Consider the following 23,272-nt stretch of genomic DNA (forward strand, 5'->3'; position numbering starts at 1 on the left):
AAAGGGTGATGGAAGTCATGAGAAAATATGCAATTTGTGGTGTTAGCAAAAGAGCATTAAATATGTTTATAGAGCCTATACTTAATACTTTTTCGTCCACAGCCAAAGTTGTAGGTTTGTTGGATTCGGATTCAAAACGCTTTGAGGTATGTAAAAATACATACCCTTCCCTTTTATCAATTCCAGAGTATCTTCCAGATGATTTTGATCAAATGGTAGCAGAGAATCAACCAGATGCAGTTATTGTTGCTAGTAGAGATGACACACATGTAACTTATATCTTAAAAGCTTTGGAAAAGGGCTTAGATGTCATTGTTGAAAAACCAATGGCTACAACTGGTGAGGATTGTAAAAAAATATTAGATGCTGAGGCTAAAAGCAGTGGGAAAGTAATCGTTACATTTAATTATCGCTACACTCCTATTCATTCAAAAATTAAAGAGTTAATTTTAGAAGATAAAGTGGGAAGGATAACATCCGTAGATTTAAACTGGTATATCGATACGTATCATGGATCTAGTTATTTTCAACGCTGGAATCGAATAAGGGAATTTTCCGGTGGTTTATCTATTCACAAAAGCTCTCATCATTTTGATTTAGTTAGCTGGTGGACAGATCAAAAACCTGTAGAAGCATTTGCCTATGGTGCTCTAAATTATTATGGACCAGAAGGTGAACTCAACCCAAAGAAAGAAGATGGAAGATTTTGTGCTACTTGTGATGTACAATTAGATTGTGATTACTATACACGATGGAACTCTAGAAGTAAAAATATTGAAGTTGTGGACGACCACGTTGGTAACACGGATGTGGACAGTGATTACACAAACTATCGCTCTGATCAATGTATTTATGACTCAGAGATTAATATAGAGGACACGTATACTGCAACGGTTAAGTATGATAAAGGTGCTCTTTTAAGCTATTCTGTTAACTTTTCTTTACCATATGAAGGGTATCGACTGGCAATTAACGGTACGAAAGGAAGAATTGAAACGGTTGAGTATCATATACCTCAACGGGTACCATTTCCAACGGAAGTTCAGACGATTGACTATTTCCCTATTTTCGGTTCAAAGGAAACGATTCATGTCGTTCATAAAGAGGGAGGGCATGGCGGGGCAGACCCAATTATGCTGGAGGATCTATTCCTAGGAGTAGACCCAAGAAGACCGTACACCATTTTATCTGGTACAGAAGATGGGGCTTTCGCCGTTGCTACAGGAGAGGCGGTTTGGCGTTCAGTTAAGGAGAATAAACCAATTAGTATTAACGAAGTTTTAAGCCTATCTAAAGAATCCATTAGTACTAAATAACCAATTGATTACCTTCCGAGTATAGTAGGAAGGTTAAGTTAATAAATTTAATAACAACGTTTTCTATTAAATTATTAATAAAGTTATTATTTTAGGAGGAGGTCTATAACTCGGTATGAAACCATTTATTCATGATAATTTTATGCTTAACAATGAAGCTGGTAAAGTTTTATATCATGACTTTGCTAAAGAAATGCCAATCTATGATTATCACTGCCATTTGAGCCCAAAGGAAATTGCTGAAAATAAAATGTTCAGTAATATATCTGAAATTTGGCTTCATGGTGATCACTATAAGTGGAGAGCCATGAGGAGCTTAGGAATTGATGAAGAACTCATTACTGGTAGTGCGAGTGATTATGATAAATTTCGTGCATGGTCAAAGGCGGTACCATATACCATCGGTAACCCCCTCTATCATTGGACTCATTTAGAGTTGAAGCGATATTTCGATACGGATTTATTATTAAATGAAGATACAAGTGAAGAAATCTGGCAACATTGTAACTCTTTGTTACAAACGGAGGAGTTAACGACTCAAAGGATTATTGAAAGATCGGGTGTTAATGTCATTTGTACTACGGATGATCCTATCGATAGCTTAGAACATCATAAGGAAATAAAGGGAAATTCAGCCATAAAAACAAAGGTGCTCCCAGCATTCCGTCCAGATAAAGCAGTAGAAATTACTCGACCAGAGTTTAAGGACTATGTACAAAAGTTATCCGATTCCGCAGATATAAAGATTACATCTTACGAAGATTTATTAAAGGCTTTAGAGAATAGAATGCATTATTTTCATGAAGTTGGCTGTAGAATCTCAGATCATGGAATTGAAACATTACCTTTCTTAGAATGTACGTTAGAAGAGGCAGCTGGAATTTTTGAAAAGGGTATTGCTGGTCAGAGTATTAGTAAAGAAGAAGAAGAAAAGTATAAAACATACACTCTCTTGTTCTTAGGGCGTATGTATCATTCTTTAGGGTGGGTTATGCAATTCCACGTTGGAGCAATTCGAAATAACAATGAACGTATGTTTAAAAAATTAGGTCCAGATACTGGCTTTGATTCTATTCATGATTTTGATTTATCCCGCTCCTTAAATGGTTTCTTAAATGAGTTAGATAAAAACGATGAACTGCCAAAAACAATCCTTTATAGTTTAAATCCAAACCATAATTACACGATTGCCACTGCCATTGGAAACTTCCAGTCAGGTGGAACAAGGGGGAAGCTGCAGTTAGGTTCTGGCTGGTGGTATAACGACCAAAAAGACGGCATGATTAAACAAATGACTGATTTAGCAAACATTGGCTTATTGAGCACTTTCGTTGGTATGCTGACAGATTCAAGGAGCTTCCTTTCCTATACCCGTCATGAGTATTTCAGACGTATATTATGTGATTTAGTAGGTGGATGGGTAGAAAAAGGAGAAGCACCAAGAGATTACGAATTACTAGGGAAAATCGTACAGGACATTTGCTATACAAACGCTAATAATTATTTTGAAATTAAATAAGCTGTTTCCTAGGCTTGGAGAAGTGGAAGGAGGCTGAAGCGTTGCCCGCGGAAAGCGTCCGTCTGTAGCGTATCCAAGCCATACTATATTCTCTCAAAAACAACATCTTTTAGAAAACAGCCATTAAATAAGTTTTTTCCTTCCATAGCCTATATGGATAAGCCTCAATCTCCCATGAGATTAGAGGCTTGTATTTTATTGACCTTTTTATTTTTTACATATTTGCCAGCAGTAACCATGTGACAGATTATTATGAAGTAGAAGGTAAATCTCTATTAGGAAGAGAGATTAACGTTAATGATTATCCTTATATGAAAAGTGTCTACGGACTTTTAAAGTTAGCATCGGAACAAGCAGGCTTTCTTTTTACTCAACACCGCTCCATGTCTTGTATTAACCTACGAATCGGTTCTGTACCTCCAGAAGAGGAAACGATAGCCATAAAAAAGCATCCAAGACTAAAAAAGACGCTATTAACGGATAAGGACGTGATTGGCTTGTTCACAGCGGCCATCGAGTCAAATATAACCTACGGAACGTACTATGGTGTGTCCGATAACGAGGAGAAACCTTGGGATACAACGAATGTATTGGAGGAATTGAAATATAAATCTGTTTCTAATGTTGACGATATATTGCAGGAACAAATCGAAACCACCAATTTCAGCGAATGACAACCAGATTCGTATTTTCACGGTAGACCCCATGCAAATTGAAATTCGCACCATGGAGAATAAAATATTTTTCTCCTTGAAATGAGCGAAGGTCCACGAGACTCCTGTGGGAGAATGATCAAGACGAGACACCGCAACGACGAAGTCGTGAGGAGGCTTGTCAGATCACCCACGGAAAGCGAGTGGACCGTAGCGAATGACAACTTGATTCGTATTTTAATGGTCGACCAAGAAATTAAATAATTTATAGATTAAACTTCTTTTTAGGGGGAATGAAAATGAGTGTTGGAGTTTTAGCACATTTATTTGGAAAGATGCCTTATAAGCAACTTGCTGTTGAAGTAAGTACACATGGCTTCAAGCATGTTCAATTAGCACTATGGAAAGCTGTGGATGATTATGATTTTAATAAAGCCGGTCTTTTAAATCCCGGTTTAGCTACAGATATAAGGGAAACATTCCAAAAGCATGGAGTTTCTATCTCCGTCCTTGCTTGTTATCTTCATCTTTATCATAAAGACATCGTTACTCGTCGTGAAAATATTGATCGTTTCAAAGAATTAATTCGTTATGCTAGTTTACTAGGGGCTCCAGTAGTTGCAGCGGAAGTAGGTAAACCCTCTTGGAAGGTTAGTAATGAGGATTGGAATATCTTAAAATCTACTTTAGAAGAATTAATTGAAGAAGGAGAAAAATGGGGAGTATTTGTAGGGATTGAACCTGCTAATGATCACCTGATTGATACTGCAGCTTCATTAAAACACATGTTAGAGGAGTTAAATTCTTCCCAAATTGGCGTTGTATTAGACCCAGGAAACCTCTTAACCGCTAAAAATTTTCATCAACAGGACCAAGTTATTGAGGAAGCTTTCCATTTGCTAGGAGATCATATTGTGGCCTGCCATGCTAAGGATCGCATTCTATTAGAAGACAATAGCATTCAAACTGTTCCACCTGGAAAAGGGAAAATGAACTATGCTTTGTACGTGAAACTTTTGGAACAATATAAACCAAAATGTAACATTATAATGGAAGCAGCAAAGCCTTATGAGATGTTAGAATGTAAGTATTATATCGAGAAGGTACAGCAAGCTGTAAAAGACTAAAGAGAAGCTGGACGAAAAGCTCAGTGTGATTATTCATCTAAAATACTTCGAGGTAGAGTCAAAAGGTTAGAAAATGACCTTTTGACTCTACCTCTTTTATAATGATAGCTTCTTATCAATATTAATAGGTTTACAGGAATTTGTAATATTGAGTTCAGGACTCAGCATAATGGAATCTTCCACTTCTTTTTTATTCACTAAATCTATTAATATCTCTGTAAGTTTATCCGTAATTTTATCTAGAGGAACACCTACAATGGAAATAGGTTTATTTCCACCTTCACTTTCCTTATGTGGCAGGTTATCGTAGCTAATAATGGAAATATCATCTGGTACCTTGAGGTTATTTTCACTAACTGCACGAAGAACCCCTTTAGATAAATCATGACTTCCACAAATTATTGCTGTCGGCTTCTCTGTTTCCAACAATTTTTTAGTCGCCATATAACCATCGTATTGATCCATGCCACCAACAGAAATAAGTGAATTAGGGTGATTCTCTATCTGACATTCATGAAGGGCCTGTTTGAAACCAATTACCTTTTCTACCTGAAATGGGTCTGATGGTAAATCTCCGATATAGGTAATCTTATTATGTCCCATTCGGTTCAGGTAGTGAACCGCATTTTTTATGGCAAATTTTCTGTTAACATCCACGACAGGGTACGGATTTTCGTGTTTTGCAAGACCATAAACTACAACTGGCACTGTTGATGAAAAATAATCTGTTTTTCCATCACCATCAAAAACAAGAATTGCATCGACTTGAAAACGGTTAAACGTATTAACTGCATCACTGATATTATTTATGGACATTAACGTAGTATAATTGTGTTCTTCCAAACGTTTATTTATTTTTGTAATTAATGCAGCGTGAACATCACGTTCTACATTAGGCCACACAACACCAATGGTGTTAGATTTTTTTGATACTAAACTTCTAGCCGCGGCATTTGGCTGATAGCCAAGTTCCTGTGCAATAGCAACTATTTTCCTTTTAGTATCATCTTTCACAAGGGGGCTATTAAGAAGAGCTTTGGATACAGTGGAGTAGCTAACTCCAGCAGATTTCGCTATATCTTTAATTGTCACGCTCATAGCTCTACCTCCATAGGGTATCTATTTTAAAATAATGAATTATTATTTGCTGAGACAACGTTGTTATTCTTTAATTATAGCATAGTAGTGATATTCAGTACTATGCGTTGACAACTTTTTGAATTATTTCTGGTACTTCAACTCGTTATAAGCCATAAGAAATGGAGCAACTCCATGGCCATTATTCGTTACGATCGGTTCGCCATTTATATAATATTCGTAACTCCCATCACGGACTACCCCAAGTTCAGGATGGGTACCTAAACCAGCACTTTTACAGATGCCTCCAAGAAGAACCTCCCCATTTTCCTCATGAAGGTAGTGATGAAGGATACCTTCAAAGGCATCCACTCCGTATTGTCGGTAGTCTGTTGGTAAATATCCAAGTCGAACCGCCTTTAGGATGCCGTATGATATCATTGCCGTGCCACTTGTTTCTAAATAATTGCCTTTTCTTCCGCTATATTCAACTACTTGGTACCACATTCCACTATGGTGTTGATAACGGAGCATTCCATCAACAGCCTCTTTTAGTAATTCTTTTAATTCGTTAGTCTCTACCTCTTCTCCTTCTAATACCTCTAAAATATCAACAAGGGCCATTACATACCAACCAACGGCACGGGACCATACATGTGGGGATAAGCCTGTTTCCTTATTACACCAAAACATCTCTCTACTCTCATCATACGCGTGATAATATAATTGTGTTTCTTCATCAAGTAGGAACTTTCGAGCATTTTTAAACTGGTTGAGTGTATCAGAATAATCCTTTTTCTGTTCAAACTCTTTTATGTATTGAACATAAAAAGGTTGCCCCATGTATAATCCGTCCATCCAGATTTGATGTGGATAGTTTGTTTTGTGCCAGAAACTACCTGACTCCGTTCGTGGGTAAGTTTCTAATTGCTTATAGATTAAGTCTAGTATTTTTTTATATTTTAAGTCTTTTTCTTTTTCATAAAGGGTAAATAAAATTGCGGACATTCGTATTTGGTCGATACTATAGTAATTAGGGTCTATAAGAGGGATATTATTATTTTTATCATATAATTGATCTATATAATTCTTTACAAAAAGATAATCTTCCTCATTCCCACTTTGTGAGTAACTATCGAGATATGCTTTTAAAATGCAGCCCTCCACATAGTGCCATGTTAAAGAATACCACTTACCGCATCCTTCCATATATTGCGCCTTTAGTTTTTCCACTTTTTCATATGCCAACGAAAACACCTCCGAAAATATAGCAAACTATTTGAATATGTTAATTTTTAATAACAACGTTGTAATTATAATTTAAATGCAAAATGAAAGCGGTGTCAATAGGTTGAGAGACAATAAACTAAAAATAAATACTAATTAAAAAGTTTCTAAGATTGACATTTAATTAGATCATTTTTATAATTACTATAACAACGTTGTTATTCGTGAGGAGGATATGGATGGAGTCCACATATATTATCGTTAATGAGCTTGATAATGTTGCCTTTGCCCTTAAGGATTTTCAAAAAGGAGAATCAATTCAAGTAAATGACAATGAGATTTTTGTAAATAAAGTGATACCAGCAGGACATAAAATTGCTTTAAATACTATCCAAGAAAATGAAAACGTTATCAAATATGGGTACCCGATTGGTAGTGCTAAGGAAACCATTTATGCAGGTGATTGGGTACACACCCATAATGTCAAAACAAATTTAGAAGGTACGTTAGAATATACTTATAATCCAAAAACTAGTAGTGTAAAGAAGATCTCAACTGAACGAACCTTTAACGGTTATGTACGTGAAAATGGTGATGTAGGGATCAGAAATGAAATTTGGATTATTAATACAGTTGGCTGCATTAATAAAACGTGTGAAATTGTAGCCAAGATGGCAAGTGACCAGTATAAAGACGAAAAATTAGATGGCGTTTATCATTATCCTCACCTTTTTGGCTGCTCTCAACTAGGAGATGACCTCCATAATACTCAAAAAATATTAAGTAATTTAGTACATCATCCTAATGCTGCTGCCATATTAGTAATGGGACTTGGCTGTGAAAATAATTATATTGAAGAATTTAAAAAAGTCATCGGTAAATACAATGAAAACCGAGTGAAATTTTTAGAGGTGCAAGCTGCTGAGGATGAAATAGAGGAAGCGATGAAGCTGATGGATGAATTAGTTATCTATGCGAAGTCATTTGAGCGGCAGCCTGTTCCTGTTTCTAAGCTAAAGGTAGGACTAAAATGTGGAGGATCTGATGGTTATTCAGGAATAACAGCAAACCCTTTATTAGGAGCTTTCTCAGATAAGCTCATTTCCCATGGTGGTTCCACTGTGTTAACGGAGACACCTGAGTTATTTGGTGCAGAGCAGATACTTATGGAACGTGCCAAGGACGAACAAACATTTACAAAAATAGTGGACTTAGTTAATGATTTTAAAGAGTATTTTATGAAGCATGGACAAAATGTATATGAAAATCCTTCCCCAGGTAATAAAAAGGGGGGCATTACGACATTAGAAGAGAAATCTTTAGGAAATGTGCAAAAAGGTGGTTTTGCAGAGGTTGTAGATGTATTACCATACGGTTCTAGAATGCAAAAAACAGGATTGAATCTGTTGCAAGGGCCAGGAAATGATTTAGTTTCTGTTACAGCTCTGGCAGCGTCGGGAGCCCACATTGTTCTATTTACAACAGGAAGGGGTACGCCGTTTGGGGGGCCTGTTCCCACAGTGAAAATCTCAACTAATTCAGCTCTATATAACAAAAAGAAGAATTGGATTGATTTCAATGCCGGTGTTTTAGTGGAAGGGAAAGATAAAGGGGAGCTCACAGATGAGTTTTTTGAATACATCCTTCAACTAGCATCTGGTGAAGTGAGAACGAACAACGAGAAGTTTGGATTTAAAGAGATTTCTATTTTTAAAGATGGTGTTATTTTATAAAATTTTAGATTAAAAGATAAGGCTGTTTTCTAAAATGTTTATAGATCGAATCCGTTACAGGCGGACGCTTTCCGCGGGCAACGCTGGAGTCGCCGCCTTTCACTCCTTCGAGATTTAAAAAACAACCATCTTAACAATTTAAAATTTAAGGGGAAGAGGTGCGGGATGAAGCTACTTAATACGTCATTACTGCGGGAAGATATCACTACCGCTGCGGAATTACCTAGTGAGGAAAATTTACCGGAAAAGGTATTACAATTTGGGCAAGGGAATTTTTTGCGTGGATATGTGGACTGGATGATTCACCAAATGAACAAACAAGGTCTTTTTAATGGAAAGGTTGTTGTTGTTCAGCCGTTATCGCAGGGCCCAACGATACCAAAGTTAAACAAGCAGGATGGACTTTTTACAGTGGTCCTAAGGGGTGTCCAAAATGGCAGAGTGGTAGATAAGAGTGAAGTTATATTTTCCATTTCTAGAGGCTTGAATGCAAAGGCTGAATGGCTAGAGGTTCTAAAAGTGGGAGAATCTCGAGAGCTTGAATTTATTTTTTCTAATACGACAGAAGCAGGTATAACGTATGTGGATGAGGGATATGTGGAAGGGGAGCCACCTGATTCCTTTCCTGGAAAACTAACAGCCTTTTTATATCACCGATTTCAGGAGTTTAAAGGGGATGCTGATACAGGATTAATCATTATCCCTTGTGAATTAATTGAAGACAATGGAATAAAGCTCAAAGAGTATGTTTTAAAAAAGGCAGAAGATTGGCAGCTGCCAAAGGAATTTATTATGTGGGTCAAAGAGCATAATCATTTTTGCAATACATTGGTGGACCGAATTGTAACTGGTTTTCCAAAGGATAATGTAGAAGAGTTTAATAGCTTACTAGGTTACGAGGATTATTTCATTACTGTTGGAGAACCGTATCATATGTTTGCCATTGACGGGGATGAGGTAGTTAAGGAAAAATTGCCACTTCACAAAGCAGGGCTTAACGTCAAGTGGGGGGATATAACCCCCCATCGTGAATTAAAGGTCCGTCTTTTGAATGGTCCACATACGATGATGTTTGCTGTCTCTTATTTATATGGGGTAGATACGGTTCTTGATACGATGGAGGAAAGTACATTGCGTCAGTTTGTGGAGCAAGGCTTTAGAGAAATCCTTCCTACCGTTCAAGCCAATGAAGATGAAAAACAATCTTTTGTGGAAGATGTAAAGGAACGATTTTTAAATCCTTATAATAAGCATTACTTAACTGATATTGGCTTAAATGCTGTATTTAAATATAAGGCCCGATTACTACCTTCTCTCCATCGCTACTTGGATAAAAAGGGGACATTACCAGAAGCAATGGTGTTTTCTTTAGCAGCCATACTAGCTTACTATCGTCCTATAAGAAAGGAAGAAAATGCTTTAGTAGGCCTTCGTAACGGAAAAGAGTATATGATGCGAGAGAACACAGAAGTACTTGAAGCATTTTATCGAGGCTGGAGTAATGTAGATAAAGGACAAAATACGATAAAAGAGTTTGTCACAACACTATTTTCCGATTATACCGTTTGGGGAGAAGATCTAAATAAGATTGAAGGGTTAACGGACAAGGTAACAGACTTTTTAATGGATATAAAGTCTAACGGAATGAAAGCAAGTGTGGAGAAGCTCGTACAAAGCACGGTGAAAAGGTAAGGAGGAGACGGGATGACAACAGTTGCCGTATACAAGGGTAAAACCGCATTAAAATGGGCAGAAGATGCTTGTAGAAGTTTAATGAACCAATATGAACCAGTTAAGTTACCTCCAGCGGATCGCTGGCACTATCATCAGGGTGTATTCCTCTGTGGAATGCAAGACGTGTGGAAAGAAACAAAAAACGATGATTATTATCATTACTTTAAAGAATACGTAGATAAACTTGTGGATGAAGAGGGGAATTTTCTTTTTCGCAGAAGTGAGTTAGACGCCATTCAACCAGGGTTGTTACTATTTTCTCTATATGAAAAAACCGGTGATAAACGTTATAAAATCGCAGCTTCTAAGCTAAGAAATCTATTAAAGACGTTAAATAGAACGAAAGAGGGAGGCTTTTGGCATAAAGATAAGTACCCGTATCAAATGTGGCTAGACGGATTGTATATGGCTGGCCCATTTACGATTACTTACGGTCAGCAGTTTGATGAGCCGGAACTTCTTGACCTTGTAATCCACCAGGAAAGCTTAATGAGGAAAAATACGAAAGATGATAAGACAGGTTTATACTTTCATGGTTGGGATGAAAGTGGTAAAACACCTTGGTCAGTACCAGGAACAAATACTGCACCAGAAATTTGGGGGCGTTCATTAGGCTGGTACGGTATGGCTCTTGTAAACATGATTGAAATGCTTCCAAAGAATCACCCGAAAAAGGTGGAGTGGATATCCGTTCTTCAAGATTTAGTGGCGAACTTAGTTAAATACCAAGATAAGGACTCAGGGTTATGGTACCAAATTGTAGATAAAGGCCATTTACCTGATAATTGGTTAGAAAGTTCTGCGTCTAGTTTATTTGTATATACGATTGCAAAAGCAGTGAACAAAGGCTATGTAGATAGGAAGTATATGGAAGCTGCCGAAAAGGGCTATGAAGGAATTGTGAATCGGTACATTGAAGTCCAACCGGACGGAAGTATTGCCCTTACCGGAATATGTATTGGTACCTCCATTGGTGTCTACGAGTATTATGTGGCCCGAGAAACATGTGCCAATGACTTGCACGGTGTAGGTGCATTCGTATTAGCTAGTATTCAAATGCATCAAAATGAAAACTAAAGTATAATAGTTTTTAAGAAGGTCAATGGATTTGTATCCATTTGGCCTTTAGTTATTGGGAGAGAAGGGTAAAATGTGATTGATAATTTAAATAGTATTTTACAAAAATGGATGCCGTATGTAACGCCTTTGGCAGTTATTCTTGGTGTAACTTTATTTTCAGGTTTAAGCTCCTACTCCTATTTAGTTCAGTGGGCCTTTGCCTTTATCAGCTTTGTTAGTTGTTTAGGGTTAAACATCAGCGCAATAAGAAAGGCTCTATCTCGTCCTTTACCTATTATTGTCTGTTTACTACTGTTACAAGTAATAATGCCGTTAATAGCTTTAGGTATTGGTACTTTGTTTTTTTCTGGGGATCCATATATCATCATGGGGCTTGTTTTAGCTTATATTATCCCTACAGGGGTAGTTTCTTTGATGTGGGTAAGCATTTATAAAGGGAATAAGGCAGTAACACTATCAATTGTTCTTATCAACACACTGCTGTCCCCCCTATTAGTTCCTTTTATGTTAAACCTTTATGTTGGTACACAAGTTTCCATGGATACTGTTGGATTAATGTCAGGCCTGTTCTGGATGATTGTAGCCCCATCTGTATTAGGTGTTATCGCTACGAGAATTTGGAAGAACGAAGCGTTAAAAGCCGCTTCTACCCTTGCGCCATTTTCAAAATTAAGTCTTATTTTTGTAATTCTAGTAAATGGAGCAGTTGTTTCCCCTTATTTGCAAAATCTGAATGGAACGATCATCTTTATTGGTTTTATTATTTTGCTTATTTCAAGTTTGGGATATTGGATTGGCTTATTCATAGCAAGGTTGTTGAGATGGGATAAAACCATCGCTATTAGCTTAATGTATAACAATGGAATGAGAAATAACGGTGCAGGTGCAGCACTTGCAGCAGCTTTTTTTCCACCTGCCGCCGCATTTCCAATTGTCGTTGCGATCCTTTTCCAGCAATTTCTTGCTTCTATTTTTGGCCGTTTGGCACACTATTATTTCGACCATACAGAAGAAAAGGTATTGCGCTTTTTAAAGAGAAATGGTTATCCCTCAAAGGAGGAAATCTATCATAAGAAGGTCCAGGGAAAATAGATTTTAGGATAATTTATTTGGTAAAAAAGCTATGCGTTGAAATTCGCATAGCTTTTTACTTTATGAAAGGTAGTAACTTATACCATGAAACAGGTAAGATAGTAGAATCGGTAGTTACCTGTCTCATAAAGCGATCATGAAACGGTTAAGGCAGTTGAAACGAGAGTTACCTGTCTCATAGAAGCAACCATGAAACAGGTAAGATAGTAGAATCGGTAGTTACCTGTCTCATAAAACGTCGATGGAACAGGTAATGTCTAAGGAGCTTGCTAAACCTGTTTCATAAGTTAAAAATTAAGCATCAACAAAAACGTGTAAGGATAATTTAATCTAATTTATAAAAACAAGTTAACTTTTAAGAGGTATGGGGAACCTTTTCTGTATATACATAGTAGTAAATACTCAAATGCTAATAAACTTAAAGACTATGAAAGCCAAAGTTCAGCATTAAACTGAGGTGGTTAGATGGGGCTCACTGTAAAAGATGTTGTTCAATTACCGATTATGGGAACATCCAAGGTGAAGGCAGGGAAGGAACTACTTGATAAAAAAATAATCGAATGGATTTCTGTTATTGAAATTCCTGTAGAAAATTTCGTCCGTAAAAATGAGTTTGTATTGAGTACTGGAATTGGATGTGAGGATGACCCCCTTTTATTAGAGGAATTCGTTAAGGATATTATTGATTCTGGTGCTTCTGTATTAGCTTTTGCTACAGGGAGATATGTTTATGATGTTCCCGACCGAATTATAGAATTAGCGAAAAAACGTGATTTTATAATCATTGATATTCCGTGGGAAGTACGTTTTGGGGATATACTCCACATTGTTTTACACGAAATTCATAAAGAAAAGCAAGGGGAGCGCCAGCAGGCTGAGGATGTTAGGCAGGAGCTGATTAACTGTGTCCTCCACAATAAAGGACTTCAGGACATTTCCCGCATATTATATAAGCATGTGCAAATGCCCTTAGCTATCACGGATAATACAAAAACAATTCGCTCTAACCAACATTTCTCACAAAAGCTCCTTCAGACTATTTCAGATGAAAAGGGACAAATACAACAAATCCCCCCATCTGATATTTTGTTTAGTGACCATCCTCTCTATCACCAGATTGAAGAGTATATGGTGGATAATCAAATTGTTTACCAGCTGCCGATCATTAATAATCAAAGTAAAGAGGGAATTCTCCATTTTCAGCCTAAGGATAGGGAAAAGTTAACATGGTTTATCTTAAATGTCCTTGATCATGCTCTAACTGCTTGTGCCCTATATTTTGTAAAAGAAAATGCCATTGAAATGACGGAGGTACGTCTAAGGGATAATTTCATTCTTGACTTAGCAAAAAAACATACAGAAGTCACTAACAAACTTATTTCTAAAGCACAGCTCCTTGGCTATGATTTAACTAGACCATATATATGTATTGTCGGCCATGTTAGTCATCAAGATGAGAATAAACCGCATAAAAAAGGAGGGAAGGACAGTCCACCAACCTCCTCATTACAAAGCATGAATTATTATATACAGAAGGTTATTACCAACGCTGGAAAAGTTCTTCACAGAAAAACGATGACCACTTTTGATGAGAACGAAGTGATCATTTATTTAGAAGCGGATCACCATCCATATATGGAGACGGCAAATCAGTTTTTGGATGTAATAGAACGAAGGCTTTATGAGCTTTTGAATGGGATTGATTTATCTTGGGGAATAGCTACCCATAAGGATGGCCATTACGCCTTTTATAACAGCTATGAAGAGGCAAAGACGGCATTAGATATAGGGAAACAGCAGTATGGACCTGGAGAAAGGACATTCTTCAGTGATACACGAATAAATCGATTATTAATGGCTCTCTCACAGGAGAGCGAAATAGAGAATATTGTAAAGGATACTCTTCAACCCTTGCTAGATTATGATAAAAAAAGGCAAACGGACCTAATATACACTTTTATGATATACAACAAATACAAAGGGAATGTCAGTCAAACTGCCCGTGCCTTAAATTTACACAGGCAATCCCTCCTTCATCGCTTGCGGAACATTGAGTCATTGACCCAATTATCCCTAGTCGACTCCGATGATCTGTTTTTGTTAGAGCTAAGCGTCCGACTATGGATGTTAAGAAAATTTGATTAAAAAAGTTTAAGTAAAGAGACTGGGACATAACTAAAGTGTCTAATCGGAAATACGAACAATGCACTACCTTAGCGGAGGAAATATACGTAGACTCCTGCGGGAGCAGAGGCAGAGGTGAGACCCCACAGTGCGTTAGCACGAGGAGGCTCACCAGCCGCCCGCGGAAAGCGAAGTATATTTCCGAAGCGGGTAGATTGCGCCTACAACTAGTTTGTTCGGATTTCTTATTAGTAAAAATACTTTTGTCCCAGCCTTTTTTTTAATACTTTTTGGCAGCTTTCTAAACTTTGTTGCATTTTTTAAAAGCTTGGAGGAGCGGAAGGCGGCGACTCCAGCGTTGCCCGCGGGGAACCAGGACGGTGACATTACGCCTGTAGCGTATCCAAGCCAAATTATAGTCTCCTAATAAACTAAAAACAGCTACACATTATAAACATCGAAAAACTGTATAACAAACTCCATAAAAGTTCATACACATTGAGCATTCCCTTTTAGACGATAATTTAATAATTTAATACTACACGGCCGTTTAAATATTTAGATATATGGGAGGAGGGAACGTCAGTGCTTCCGTTTGATATTTTGGAATATCAAAACCGTTTACGAGAAACAAAAGAGCGAATGGAAGAGAAGGGAATTGAGGTTTTGCTTGTAACGGATCCTGCCAATATGAATTATCTTTCAGGGTATGATGCTTGGTCCTTTTATGTGCATCAAATGTTAGTGATTATCATTGATGAGTCTCAGCCAATTTGGATTGGGCGTTATCAAGATGCTAATGGAGCAAAAGCTACCACATGGTTGTACGAGGAAAATATCATCCCGTACCCTGATTACTATGTTCAGTCGTCGAAATACCATCCGATGGATTTTATCGCAGATATATTAAATGAAATTGGCCATGGAAACCGCCATATTGGGGTGGAAATGGACAATTACTATTTCTCAGCAAAAGCCTATGAAAGATTAAAACAGAAGCTTCCGAACGCCACCTTTAAGGATGGAGATCTAGTTGTTAATTATGTTCGATTAATTAAATCAGATCAAGAAATTGAATATATGAAGCGGGCAGCTAAGATTGCAGAGAAAGCTATGAAAAAAGGGACAGAAAGTATAAGAACTGGTGTACGGGAAAGTGACACTGCTGCACGGATTTATTATGAAATTATTTCAGGAACGGAAGGGTACGGTGGAGACTATCCGGCCATTGTTCCTTTGCTGCCAGCAGGGGAAAGAACATCGATCCCACATGTTACATGGACCGACAGAACGTTTCAAGAAGGGGACGCTGTAATTGTTGAACTTGCTGGCTGCTATAAACGGTATCATGTCCCCCTTGCAAGAACAGTAACCGTTGGGAATCCTTCAAAGGAACTTCAAAAAATTACTCCCATCGTTGTGGAGGGCTTAAATGAAGTATTAGATTCCGTTAAACCAGGAATGACCTGCGGTGAAATGGAGGAGGTTTGGAGAAAAAGCCTGCAAAAGCATGGCATTCAAAAGGAAGCACGACTAGGGTATTCCATTGGTTTGAATTATCCACCAGATTGGGGAGAGCATACGGCAAGTATTCGTAAAGGAGATACTACAATTCTAAAACCTAATATGACATTCCACCTCATCCCTGCCCTTTGGTTTGACAATTATGGAATTGAGATAAGTGAATCCTTTCGAGTAACGGAAAATGGATGTGAAACCTTTACGAACTACCCAAGAGAGCTCATTATCCAATCACCATACCGAATAGACAAACAAGACGGAAAAATCAGCTGATATAATTCACTTATGCAAACAAATTGGCATCATGGGGTATTAAAATAGGATTTGTATTGTCTCTCGAATCCGTTACAGGCTCCGCTTGTGGGCAACGGCGTAATGGCGCCATCCTGGCTCCCGCGGGAGCTTGACAGGTTGTCCGCGGAAAGGAGTGGACCGTAGCGAATGACATCCAGATTCAGATTTTTAGGGTAGGAATTATCAAAATTTGATCGAGGGGGAATTCATGATGAAGAATTCAAGAATGTCCACAAGATCCATTTGGGCCGGAGAAAGAGACTATCTTGCTTTCGGTGCTACGCAAGTACCAGTCGTTCACAGTGTTTCCTTTGGCTATGATGATATGGATGAATGGTTTGAGGTAGCTATCGGAAATAAGGAAGGGCATATTTACGGAAGAAATACCAATCCCACTGTTCAAGCCTTTGAAGACAAAATAAGAATATTGGAAGGGGCTGAAGCTGCCACAAGCTTTTCCACTGGAATGGCAGCAATCAGCAATACACTAAGTACTTTTTTAGTACCAGGAGACAGAATAGTGTCTATTAAGGATACGTACGGAGGTACAAATAAAATTTTTTCCGAGTTTTTACCTAAAAATAACGTAAATGTAGTCCTTTGCGAAACGGGGAATCATGAGGAAATAGAAAAGGAAGTGGCAAAAGGCTGCAAAATCCTTTATTTAGAAACGCCAACGAATCCTACCGTAAAAATTACGGATATAAAACGAATGGTGAAAGCAGCAAAAACAGTGGGTGCTCTTGTCATTGTAGACAATACCTTCGCAACACCAATTAATCAAAATCCCCTAACATTAGGTGCAGATCTTGTTATACACAGTGCAACGAAATTTCTAGGTGGTCATGCGGATGCATTAGGGGGAGCCGTTTGTGGACCGAAGGAATTAGTGGAAACAATTTATCATTACCGAGAAATTAATGGTGCCACATTAGACCCTATGGCAGCCTACCTGCTCCTACGGGGAATGAAAACATTAAAGCTGAGAATTGATAAGCAAAATGAGAATGCATTAGCCGTTGCAAGGTATTTGAAGTCAGTTCCAGAGGTTGAAGATGTATTCTATCCGGGATTAGAGGCTCACCGGGGACATGATATCGCCAAACAACAAATGAGAGGTTTCGGAGGAATGTTAAGCTTTTCCGTGAAAGGTGGTATGGAAACGGTTCGTCATTTGCTGCCGAAGTTACATTTTGCTAATCGTGCTGCAAATTTGGGAGCTGTAGAGACAATTGTCGGTCCAGCAAGAACAACGAGTCACGTGGAATGTACACCGGAAGAAAGGAAGGCATTAGGTATTCCAGAGGGACTCGTTCGCTATTCAGCAGGTATAGAAGATATTGAAGATTTAATAGAGGACTTAGAGCAAGCATTTGTTTCCTTACCAAAACATTTAGTGAACAATTAATAAGGAGGCTGCTAGTTTTGGATATCATCTCTCATCGTTCCGAACAGTTAAAGGGAAAGCTGATTGAATGGAGAAGGCATTTTCATCAATATCCCGAATTAAGCTTTCGTGAAGAACAAACAAGTAGATTTATAGAAACGACATTAAAAACGATGGGAGCTTATGATATTAAGACAGGAATTGCAGGCCATGGTATTGTGGCTGAGGCCACATTTGGGGATGGTCCGGTTATTGGTATTAGGGCAGATATGGATGCCCTTCCCATACAAGAAAAGGGAGACGGGGAGCCCATATCTGCTCACCCTGGTGTAATGCATGCCTGTGGCCACGATGCCCATATGGCAATGCTCCTTGGAGTTGCCCAGCTCTTGGCAGAGGATTTAGAGGCTGGAAGAATAAATGGAACGGTTAAATTAATTTTTCAACCAGCGGAAGAAAGTACCGATGAATATGGATTAACAGGGGCACCATATGTCCTTCAATCTGGAATTGTCGATGATTTGGATGCTATCTTATCCTTGCATATATGCCCCTGGAGAAAAGTTGGGGAGATTCAAGTTAACAAAGGTCCTAGTATGGCAAATATCGATAACTTTACTTTAAAAATTAAAGGAACAGGGGGACATGGTGGTTATCCTTATCAGACGACAGACCCCATATGGATAGGCAGCTATATATTGCAAGGAATTTATAGCTTGATCAGTAGAAAGCTAAATCCGTTAGAGGTAGGCACCATCAGTGTCGGAAGCATACACGGGGGAAATTCAGCTAATGTCATCCCCGATACAGTAGAAATTAAGGGGACGATCCGTTCCTATACTCATGAAATACGCCAACAGCTTCGGAATGAGCTTGCTGCAGTGGCTAAAATAGCCGAATCTTTAGGGGGAGAATACGATCTAAGCTTTGAGTACGGAGAACCAGCCCTTAACAATGACCCATTAATAATGGACCTAATCATTCAGTCGGCTAAACGTATGTATCCGAATATGAAAATCTATGAAGAACCATATGGGATGGGTGGAGAAGATTTTAGTCATTTTACGGAAAGAATTCCGGGAGCAATGTTTTTTCTAGGTTGTGCACCTCACTCCAGAAAGGAATATCATTTGCATACACCGGAGTTTAAATTAGATGAGGATGCTTTACCTATTGGAACAGCTATCTTAACTAAATGTGTTCGGGAGTTTTTAGAAGGGAAGCTAAAGCCAGGAGGTGACAGGTAGTGCCCACTAAAATTGCATTTATTGGATTTGGCGGTGTTGGGCAAACATTAGCTGAGCTATTATCAAAACAAAGGGAAGACCTTTCGGAAAAGTATGGGTTAAATTATGAAGTTGTGGCTGTATCTGATGTCATGAAAGGGGCAGTGTATCAACCAAAGGGGTTAAATATTAATAGGTTATTAGAAACAGTAAAGGAAACGGGAAATGTAGAAAAATATCCAGATGAAGAGGGGCTTATCAAAGGCTGGGATAGTTTTGATACTATCAATAAATCCAATGCAAATGTAATTGTTGAGGTAACCTTTACAGATGTAAAAACAGGCCAGCCTGCTATTGATCATTGCCGAGCAGCATTTGAACGTGGAAAAAGCGTTATTACTACGAATAAAGGCCCTGTTGCTCTAGCTTATAGGGAATTGGCTCAGTTAGCGGAAGAAAAAGGTGCCTTTTGGGGATTTGAAGGTACGGTCATGAGTGGAACTCCTGCTTTGAGGATGCCTATTACAACACTTATAGGAAATAATATTTATGAGATAAAAGGGATTCTAAATGGTACAACGAACTATATTTTAACGGAAATGGAGAAGGGAAAATCCTATGAGAAGGCCTTAAAAAAAGCACAAGAGCTCGGATATGCAGAGGCGGACCCCACAAGTGATGTGGAAGGGTACGATGCCAGATATAAAGCGGCTATCCTTTCAAACTATATCATGGAAGCTCCTCTTGCAGCAGAGGATATTCCCTGTGAAGGAATTAGTAGTATGACAGAGGAACAGGTGCAGGAGGCTTTAAAAAATAAGAAGAAATGGAGACTAATAGCAAGGGTGAAGAAGGATGGTAAAGAGGTCACTGCTTCCGTAAAACCAGAATTATTAGATGCTGATGACCCATTAGCAGGAGTAACAGGGGCCACAAATGCCATTCTATATGAATGTGATTTGGCAGGACCAATTATGCTTACTGGAGCAGGTGCTGGATTAGTAGAAACAGGATACTCCCTTTTAATAGACCTTATTCACTTTGGGAAAGGCGGACAATAGCTATGGAAAGATAAGGAGGGTGTATGATGTATACAAAGATCATAACAGAAAAGATGCTCCTTGCAGGCGTTTGGGTGGAAAGTCAACGGACGTTCGATGTATTTGATCCACAAAACAATCGGTTAATTGCCAAGGTTCCATTAGCTACAAAGGACGATATGCTCTTTGCTATTGAGAAAGGGCAAGAAGCTTTTAAGAAACACCCGTTTTGGCCGACACATGAAAGAATTAGTGTATTAAATAAAGCTGCGGACTATGTGGAAAAAAATAGGGAGCGTTATGCAAATACCATTGCATCGGAAGGAAGTAAAACGATAACAGAAGCGCGTGGTGAAGTAAAAAGAGCTATTCAAACAATCAGAATTAGTGCAGAGGAAGCAAGGCGAATCAATGGAGAGACAATCAACTTTGATCAAAAAGAGGGCAGTGAAAATCGAATAGGCTACTATTATCGATTTCCCATTGGTGTTATTGGTGCCATAACTCCCTTTAATGATCCTTTAAATTTGGTTGCACATAAAATTGCTCCAGCTATCGCCTCTGGTAATGCTATCGTAGTAAAACCTGCATCTGTTACCCCGTTAAGTGCTTTATTATTAGGGGAGGCATTTGTTCATGCGGGGCTGCCGAAAGGATTTTTATCCATTGTCCCGGGGTCAGGTAAAGAAATAGGAGAACTCCTTGTAACTCACCCAACCATCAAAATGGTTTCTTTCACAGGTGGATTAGAGACGGGGGAGAAAATTGCCCATCAAGCAGGACTAAAAAAGATAAGTATGGAACTCGGCTCTAACTCTCCTGTTATCGTGTTAGAAGATGCCAATCTAAATGAGGCTGTTGAATCTTGTGTTTCCGGCTCCTTTTCTGCAGTTGGTCAAAATTGTATCGGTGTTCAAAGGATTTTCATTGAAGAATCCATTTATAAAAGCTTCCGTGATGCTTTTGTAGAGAGAACTTCACAGATGAAGACAGGGGATAAAATGTTAGAGTCGACCGACATGGGACCAATGATTAATGAAGGAGAAGCAAAACGTGTGGAAGGCTGGGTTAATGAGGCCCTATACAAAGGTGCAAAAATACTAACAGGTGGAAAGCGAAATGGTGCATTCTATGAACCTACTGTTTTAACCGATGTACCTGAAACAGCTGTCATTGCAAAGGAGGAAATCTTCGGTCCAGTTGTACTTCTTTATTCGGTGAAAAATTTAAAGGATGCCATCAAGCAATCAAACGATGTAAATTACGGTCTTCAGGCTGGAATTTTCACAAAAGATATAGAGAAAGCCTTCTATACTATTAAAAACATGGATGTTGGAGGTATTATGGTAAACGATAGCAGTGACTATCGAATCGATGCAATGCCATTTGGGGGAATAAAAGGCTCAGGATTAGGGCGAGAAGGTGTCCGTTCCTCTATCGAATCCATGACGGAACCAAAAGTTGTTTGCTTTAATTTACAAGATTATCAAATGTAGTATAATGAAACAAAATTAACGTCACTCCCAAACACCCTGGGAGGACTTTTTTTTGACTTTGTTAAAGAGTAATATTTATTTTAAACAGAGTCGATTGAAGCGTTGCCCGCGGAAAGGGAGCAGTCTTTACCTGTGACGAGTAATCGAAGGAGCAAGTAGATCGGCGCAGGGCAGCCAGAAGCGAAAATCAACATCAAAGTTTAAACGAGCCTTAAATTTAGAGAAAAATTCCTTTGGGAAAGTAAGACATGTAGATATATAATAGCCATATGAAAAAACGAATATTTGGTGGTGCTTTCTTTTGACAATTTTTATTCAAGTAGTTTTACCAGTTCTTTTAGTCTTTTTGATCGGCTATGTAGTTCAAGTATGGAAAAGGATTGACATTAAACCTATTTCTACTGTAGCCATCTATATCATGACTCCAGCATTAGTATTCCGGACCTTCTATACGGCTGAATTAAATATACAATATTTGTATATGGCTATTTTTGCTGCTTTGCTATTATTGTTATTAATAATTGTGAATAAGGTTTATTGTAGGGTAATGAGATACCCTACAAAGCTTGAAAGTGGTTTAATCTTATCTACTGCCTTCATGAACTCAGGAAATTATGGGGTTCCGATCATCCTGTTTGCCTATGGGGAAGCAGGGTTTGCCTATGCTATTGTTTTCATGGTTATACAGTCTGTTATCATGAACTTCTTCGGCGTTTATTATGCTGCAAAAGGTTTAGCTGGGATAAAAACCGCTATCAGGGTTATTTTTATGATGCCAGCAACCTATGCCGTGATCATTGCATTACTCCTCAGAGGTACAGGCCTCCCACTTCCTGATAACCTATTTAAAACAGTGGATATTATTGCAGAAGCAACAATCCCCACGGTGATGCTTATTTTAGGGATGCAATTAGCAAAAATTAAGTGGGGAAATTTCGAATGGGGACATGTATCTTATGGCGTTATTGTTCGGCTGCTAATATCTCCATTAATTGCCTTTGGAATTACTTTGCTTTTGCCAATGGACCCATTACTGGCCAAAGTCTTGATCGTATTGGCAGCTACCCCATCAGCAGCGACCATTGTTATGTATGCTGTAGAATTTGATTCTAAACCAAAGCTTGTGTCCAGTATTACATTAATTTCTACATTAATAAGCGTATTTACAATAACCATATTACTGTGGATTATAGGTTAATTCGGTCCAATAAATACACTAAAAAATCTTTTTTCTAGTACTCACTTCCCTTCGTTTGATGCATAGTATAAATCATCAAAATGGGGAGCGATTGAAAATGGGAAAAAAGAAAAAAATTATCAAAGTTTCAACAGCTGATAAGTATGCACACACAATGAAGATGGTCACATCAAGCACTTGTATAATCTGTAAGAAGCAGTGTCGTAGAGGTTTGGCGTATATAGAAAAAATGAGTAAACCAGGAGCCATAGGAAAAGGAGTTCCGTGCATATTAACAAAAGGAAAAGGTTATAAATAAACGTTGAGTTTCTAGCTGAAAACATCCTTTCTAGCACAATTAACTGCTGGAGAGGATGTTTTTATGTTACATAGATTATTATGAGCCCAGAGATAGAATGAAAATTATTTACTAATGTTGGAAAAATTAG

The 23,272-nt window shown here is 38.2% G+C and carries 18 protein-coding genes; 16 read left to right on the forward strand and 2 right to left on the reverse strand.

What is annotated here, in order from left to right; all coding sequences use genetic code 11:
- Positions 1–17 precede the first annotated feature (17 nt).
- The 4 genes from J2S74_RS16290 (at position 18) to J2S74_RS16305 (ending at position 4,615) form a co-directional block, all read left to right on the forward strand.
- The gene (locus tag J2S74_RS16290; protein ID WP_307327237.1) at positions 18–1,316 is read left to right on the forward strand and encodes a Gfo/Idh/MocA family protein; all 1,299 of its coding nucleotides are present in this window, start codon (positions 18–20) and stop codon (positions 1,314–1,316) included.
- A 115-nt stretch (positions 1,317–1,431) separates the two neighbouring features.
- Positions 1,432–2,835 (forward strand): glucuronate isomerase, encoded by a 1,404-nt coding sequence (gene uxaC / locus J2S74_RS16295; RefSeq protein ID WP_307327239.1) that lies wholly within the window; start codon positions 1,432–1,434, stop codon positions 2,833–2,835.
- Between the two features lie 188 nt (positions 2,836–3,023).
- Positions 3,024–3,509 carry a hypothetical protein gene (locus tag J2S74_RS16300; RefSeq protein WP_307327241.1) on the forward strand — a complete coding sequence of 162 codons (486 nt, stop codon included), beginning with the start codon at positions 3,024–3,026 and terminating at the stop codon, positions 3,507–3,509.
- A 278-nt stretch (positions 3,510–3,787) separates the two neighbouring features.
- Positions 3,788–4,615 carry a sugar phosphate isomerase/epimerase family protein gene (locus J2S74_RS16305; RefSeq protein ID WP_307327243.1) on the forward strand — a complete coding sequence of 276 codons (828 nt, stop codon included), beginning with the start codon at positions 3,788–3,790 and terminating at the stop codon, positions 4,613–4,615.
- Between the two features lie 96 nt (positions 4,616–4,711).
- Here J2S74_RS16305 and J2S74_RS16310 read toward each other — a convergent pair whose 3' ends face one another.
- Positions 4,712–5,713, reverse strand: coding sequence for a LacI family DNA-binding transcriptional regulator (locus J2S74_RS16310; RefSeq protein WP_307327245.1), 1,002 nt, complete (start codon positions 5,711–5,713; stop codon positions 4,712–4,714).
- A 123-nt stretch (positions 5,714–5,836) separates the two neighbouring features.
- Positions 5,837–6,940 (reverse strand): glycoside hydrolase family 88/105 protein, encoded by a 1,104-nt coding sequence (locus J2S74_RS16315; protein WP_307327246.1) that lies wholly within the window; start codon positions 6,938–6,940, stop codon positions 5,837–5,839.
- Positions 6,941–7,158: 218 nt separating this feature from the next.
- Here J2S74_RS16315 and J2S74_RS16320 point away from each other — a divergent pair, with 218 nt between their 5' ends.
- From J2S74_RS16320 to J2S74_RS16375, 12 genes are all read left to right on the forward strand, one after another.
- Complete coding sequence (locus tag J2S74_RS16320; protein ID WP_307327248.1) at positions 7,159–8,652, forward strand: UxaA family hydrolase; 1,494 nt, start codon at positions 7,159–7,161, stop codon at positions 8,650–8,652.
- Between the two features lie 165 nt (positions 8,653–8,817).
- Positions 8,818–10,344: a tagaturonate reductase gene (locus J2S74_RS16325; RefSeq protein ID WP_307327249.1), complete on the forward strand. Its 1,527-nt coding sequence runs from the start codon at positions 8,818–8,820 to the stop codon at positions 10,342–10,344.
- A gap of 12 nt (positions 10,345–10,356) precedes the next feature.
- Positions 10,357–11,463, forward strand: a complete 1,107-nt coding sequence (locus J2S74_RS16330) for a glycoside hydrolase family 88/105 protein (protein WP_307327251.1) — start codon at positions 10,357–10,359, stop codon at positions 11,461–11,463.
- Positions 11,464–11,538: 75 nt separating this feature from the next.
- Complete coding sequence (locus tag J2S74_RS16335; RefSeq protein WP_307327253.1) at positions 11,539–12,558, forward strand: bile acid:sodium symporter family protein; 1,020 nt, start codon at positions 11,539–11,541, stop codon at positions 12,556–12,558.
- A 465-nt stretch (positions 12,559–13,023) separates the two neighbouring features.
- The gene (locus J2S74_RS16340; RefSeq protein WP_307327255.1) at positions 13,024–14,703 is read left to right on the forward strand and encodes a PucR family transcriptional regulator; all 1,680 of its coding nucleotides are present in this window, start codon (positions 13,024–13,026) and stop codon (positions 14,701–14,703) included.
- A gap of 564 nt (positions 14,704–15,267) precedes the next feature.
- Positions 15,268–16,476: a M24 family metallopeptidase gene (locus J2S74_RS16345; protein ID WP_307327257.1), complete on the forward strand. Its 1,209-nt coding sequence runs from the start codon at positions 15,268–15,270 to the stop codon at positions 16,474–16,476.
- Positions 16,477–16,708: 232 nt separating this feature from the next.
- Complete coding sequence (locus J2S74_RS16350; protein WP_307327259.1) at positions 16,709–17,905, forward strand: cystathionine gamma-synthase family protein; 1,197 nt, start codon at positions 16,709–16,711, stop codon at positions 17,903–17,905.
- Positions 17,906–17,922: 17 nt separating this feature from the next.
- Complete coding sequence (locus J2S74_RS16355) at positions 17,923–19,131, forward strand: M20 metallopeptidase family protein (protein WP_307327261.1); 1,209 nt, start codon at positions 17,923–17,925, stop codon at positions 19,129–19,131.
- Entirely contained in the window at positions 19,131–20,171 is a 1,041-nt protein-coding gene (locus tag J2S74_RS16360; protein WP_307327262.1) for a homoserine dehydrogenase, read from the forward strand. The genes J2S74_RS16355 and J2S74_RS16360 overlap by 1 nt, the downstream gene beginning before the upstream one ends.
- Before the next feature lie 26 nt (positions 20,172–20,197).
- Complete coding sequence (locus J2S74_RS16365; RefSeq protein WP_307327264.1) at positions 20,198–21,646, forward strand: aldehyde dehydrogenase family protein; 1,449 nt, start codon at positions 20,198–20,200, stop codon at positions 21,644–21,646.
- Positions 21,647–21,947: 301 nt separating this feature from the next.
- Positions 21,948–22,844, forward strand: a complete 897-nt coding sequence (locus J2S74_RS16370) for an AEC family transporter (protein WP_307327266.1) — start codon at positions 21,948–21,950, stop codon at positions 22,842–22,844.
- Between the two features lie 97 nt (positions 22,845–22,941).
- Complete coding sequence (locus J2S74_RS16375) at positions 22,942–23,142, forward strand: hypothetical protein (protein ID WP_307327268.1); 201 nt, start codon at positions 22,942–22,944, stop codon at positions 23,140–23,142.
- Positions 23,143–23,272: the final 130 nt, after the last annotated feature.

Origin of the sequence: Evansella vedderi, assembly GCF_030813435.1 — a bacterium.
GTDB classification, from domain to species: domain Bacteria; phylum Bacillota; class Bacilli; order Bacillales; family Salisediminibacteriaceae; genus Evansella; species Evansella vedderi.

Coding starts and splice junctions, on each gene's coding strand:
- J2S74_RS16365 (WP_307327264.1), top strand. CDS start 20,198: ATGTATACAAAGATCATAACAGAAAAGATGCTCCTTGCAGGCGTTTGG.
- J2S74_RS16350 (WP_307327259.1), top strand. CDS start 16,709: ATGAAGAATTCAAGAATGTCCACAAGATCCATTTGGGCCGGAGAAAGA.
- J2S74_RS16310 (WP_307327245.1), bottom strand. CDS start 5,713: ATGAGCGTGACAATTAAAGATATAGCGAAATCTGCTGGAGTTAGCTAC.
- J2S74_RS16320 (WP_307327248.1), top strand. CDS start 7,159: ATGGAGTCCACATATATTATCGTTAATGAGCTTGATAATGTTGCCTTT.
- J2S74_RS16375 (WP_307327268.1), top strand. CDS start 22,942: ATGGGAAAAAAGAAAAAAATTATCAAAGTTTCAACAGCTGATAAGTAT.
- J2S74_RS16290 (WP_307327237.1), top strand. CDS start 18: ATGAGAAAATATGCAATTTGTGGTGTTAGCAAAAGAGCATTAAATATG.
- J2S74_RS16330 (WP_307327251.1), top strand. CDS start 10,357: ATGACAACAGTTGCCGTATACAAGGGTAAAACCGCATTAAAATGGGCA.
- J2S74_RS16340 (WP_307327255.1), top strand. CDS start 13,024: ATGGGGCTCACTGTAAAAGATGTTGTTCAATTACCGATTATGGGAACA.
- J2S74_RS16325 (WP_307327249.1), top strand. CDS start 8,818: ATGAAGCTACTTAATACGTCATTACTGCGGGAAGATATCACTACCGCT.
- J2S74_RS16305 (WP_307327243.1), top strand. CDS start 3,788: ATGAGTGTTGGAGTTTTAGCACATTTATTTGGAAAGATGCCTTATAAG.
- uxaC (WP_307327239.1), top strand. CDS start 1,432: ATGAAACCATTTATTCATGATAATTTTATGCTTAACAATGAAGCTGGT.